Here is a 2,534-nt window from a genome sequence, read left to right as displayed (position 1 = left end):
GATGCGCCTTGAGTAATAACACCATCAGCAGATACCTTATCGCCAGGGCGTACCATTACTAAGTCATCTACTTGCAACGAGTCTGCAGGAACATCACGCTGTCCACCTTGTGTATCTAATAAAATGGCAGTTTTTGGAACCAGTGATGCCAACGCTCTGATACCAGCACGCGCTCGATCAGCAGCCACGCTTTCTAATAGCTCACCGACTGAGAATAAGAAAACCACTGCTGCTGCCTCTTCAGGCTCACCAATGATAAGCGCACCGATTGCCGCAACCGACATCAGCATCTCAATCGAAAAAGGTGTGCCAGTCATCGCCAAGGCTAAAGCTTTGCGAGCAAAGGGGAAAACACCCACAATGACTGCAACAGCAAATGCCCACATACCATAATCGGGAAAAAGTAACGACAGCGCATAGGCAACGCCCATCAAAATACCAACACCAACCACTTGCTTACCTTTGCGGCTTTGCCACCAGCGCTGCTGCCCTGTAGCGGATTGACGGCTACTATTTGCTGCGGTTGATTGATCCGTAGTGGCAGATATACCAAAACCAAGACGTTTGATGGTTTTCTCGACATCACTAAACTGCGTAGACCCATTAGGCGCTAGTGTTAGCGTTAACTTTTCGGTGGCGAAGTTAAGCTGTATGTCAGAGACGTCAGGCATACGGGCAAGCGCCGTTTCGATTTTACCGACGCAGCTGGCACAGTCCATACCTTCAATATGATATTGCATAGCTATTTTTCCTAATGCGTTGTCCTAATAACTTGTGTTGTTATAAGCGTTATTTCAATAAACTTATTATGAACCCTGTAGTGGCTTCAGAGTCAAGGGCATTTACATGCAACTGGATAAATTTGATTTCCTCTATATTTAACCTTATAGTTACTTTAATGTTTAATTTTAAAGAGGCAATCATGTTGATTAAAATCGGAGAGCTCGCCAAACGCACAGGCGCCACAGTAGAAACCATTCGTTACTATGAGAAGGAAGGTTTGTTGCCAGAGCCTTCTCGCAGTGCAGGAAATTATCGTTTATATAATGACACGCACATTGAGCGTCTACAATTTATTTTGCACTGCCGCACCCTTGATATGGCTTTGGATGAAGTAAGGGTGCTATTGCAGTATGGGAATGAACCTGACAGAGACTGCGGCGATGTGGATGCGCTGTTGGACGAGCATATTGAGGCGGTGGAAGTTCGTATAAAAGAGTTGATGCAGTTAAAGCAACATCTCACGTTTTTGCGGCAAAAATGTGCCAGTAGTGCACCAGCGGTATCATGTGGCATCTTAAACGCGCTTGCTGATAATTCTTGTCATGAATAGAGATATCAGTGGTGGAAACTGATGTTATTCAATAGTGTTCGTGCGCTCAGGTTTATGAGCTCTTAATTCTTTAAAATAAAGGGTTCGAGCTAAAGGGCTTGAGGTAATGCGAGGTGATGTCTAAATACAGTTATTAATATACTAAGATTGGTGCGCCCACAGGGACTCGAACCCCGATCGATCGCTTAGGAGGCAACTGCTCTATCCTGTTGAGCTATAGGCGCGTGGTGGAGTGCTATTGTAAAAAAAAGGTCTGATAAAAGCAATGCGTAATCATCAAGCCTTAGACTTATTTACCATTGCTAAGCGCGTCGGATACATCTACCGAGAGCTCGCCGGTTGCTTGTTTGGCGCGTGAACTTGGTTGAAATAAATTGTCCATATCATTCTTATAACCGTCGATATTGGTATAATCATGCTGGCTTAAGATATCTTGTCCGGTACTTGAGAGCAAAAAATTTCTAAAATTAATCGCCGCAGGGTTTTGCGTTAATACCACGCCATCTACCGCTTGCTCGCCTTGCAGGGCATAGCCAAAAGAACTCAGGCTACGAGTATTGGTATTATCGCTTTTGGTCTGAGCGTCCACTTCTGCATCAGGTTCATCTACGCCATCTTCTGCTGGGTTACCTTGGGCGCTACTATCATTTAATTTGTTTTGGTTGTGCTTGTCTTGAGCGGTTTTTAATTGTTCTTGTAAAGGCGCTAGGCGCTCTTTTGACAGTTTGCCATTCGCAATGATCAAATCGGTATTTATGAGAAAAGACGCGCGCTCATCGTCGGTGCGATGGCTGTCGGCAAAATCATTATCGGATAACGTTAAAAGGGCAGCTGAAGGCACATAGTTTGTCAATATTTGCATATTTGGATAGCGTGCTTGAAAGCTTGCAATCACCGCATCTAAAGGTGCTTGCAGCCCATCTTCTGCTTGGATGTGCAAGGTGCTTTTCGCAATGGTATTTTCGTCATTATCCGCAGACGATGTATCATTGTTATTCGCCATAATCGGCAAAGGATCCATATTTTTGCGGTTACTGGTCCATAACCAAGTAAAGATGGCGATAAAAATAATCAGCAGCAGTAAAATAAGCCCCGCTAATAGCAGCTTGTAATCTCTCATAAGTTACCGCTCTTTTCTTTGGTTAATAGGGTGAGTGATGGAATAGATGATAAATGGTAACAGATTTATTCTTGATGGTTT

General features: G+C 44.0%; 3 protein-coding genes and 1 tRNA gene. 1 reads left to right on the top strand and 3 read right to left on the bottom strand.

The features are described from left to right. The coding region (locus V7D75_RS14530; RefSeq protein ID WP_333615139.1) for a cation transporter at window positions 1-740 on the bottom strand (740 nt) is incomplete at its 3' end. Window positions 741-922: 182 nt separating this feature from the next. Between V7D75_RS14530 and cadR the strand changes: the two genes are divergently transcribed. Continuing rightward, entirely contained in the window at window positions 923-1,333 is a 411-nt protein-coding gene (cadR, locus tag V7D75_RS14525) for a Cd(II)/Pb(II)-responsive transcriptional regulator (RefSeq protein ID WP_333615138.1), read from the top strand. Between the two features lie 148 nt (window positions 1,334-1,481). Here cadR and V7D75_RS14520 read toward each other — a convergent pair. Together V7D75_RS14520 and V7D75_RS14515 are read right to left on the bottom strand one after the other, a co-directional pair. Continuing rightward, a tRNA-Arg gene (locus V7D75_RS14520) sits at window positions 1,482-1,557 on the bottom strand. 65 nt (window positions 1,558-1,622) lie between these two features. Next, window positions 1,623-2,453, bottom strand: coding sequence for a hypothetical protein (locus V7D75_RS14515; protein WP_333615137.1), 831 nt, complete (start codon window positions 2,451-2,453; stop codon window positions 1,623-1,625). Window positions 2,454-2,534: the final 81 nt, after the last annotated feature.

Source organism: Psychrobacter sp., assembly GCF_036731945.1.
Taxonomy (GTDB): domain Bacteria; phylum Pseudomonadota; class Gammaproteobacteria; order Pseudomonadales; family Moraxellaceae; genus Psychrobacter.
This window is presented reverse-complemented; position numbering and strand designations above follow the sequence as displayed.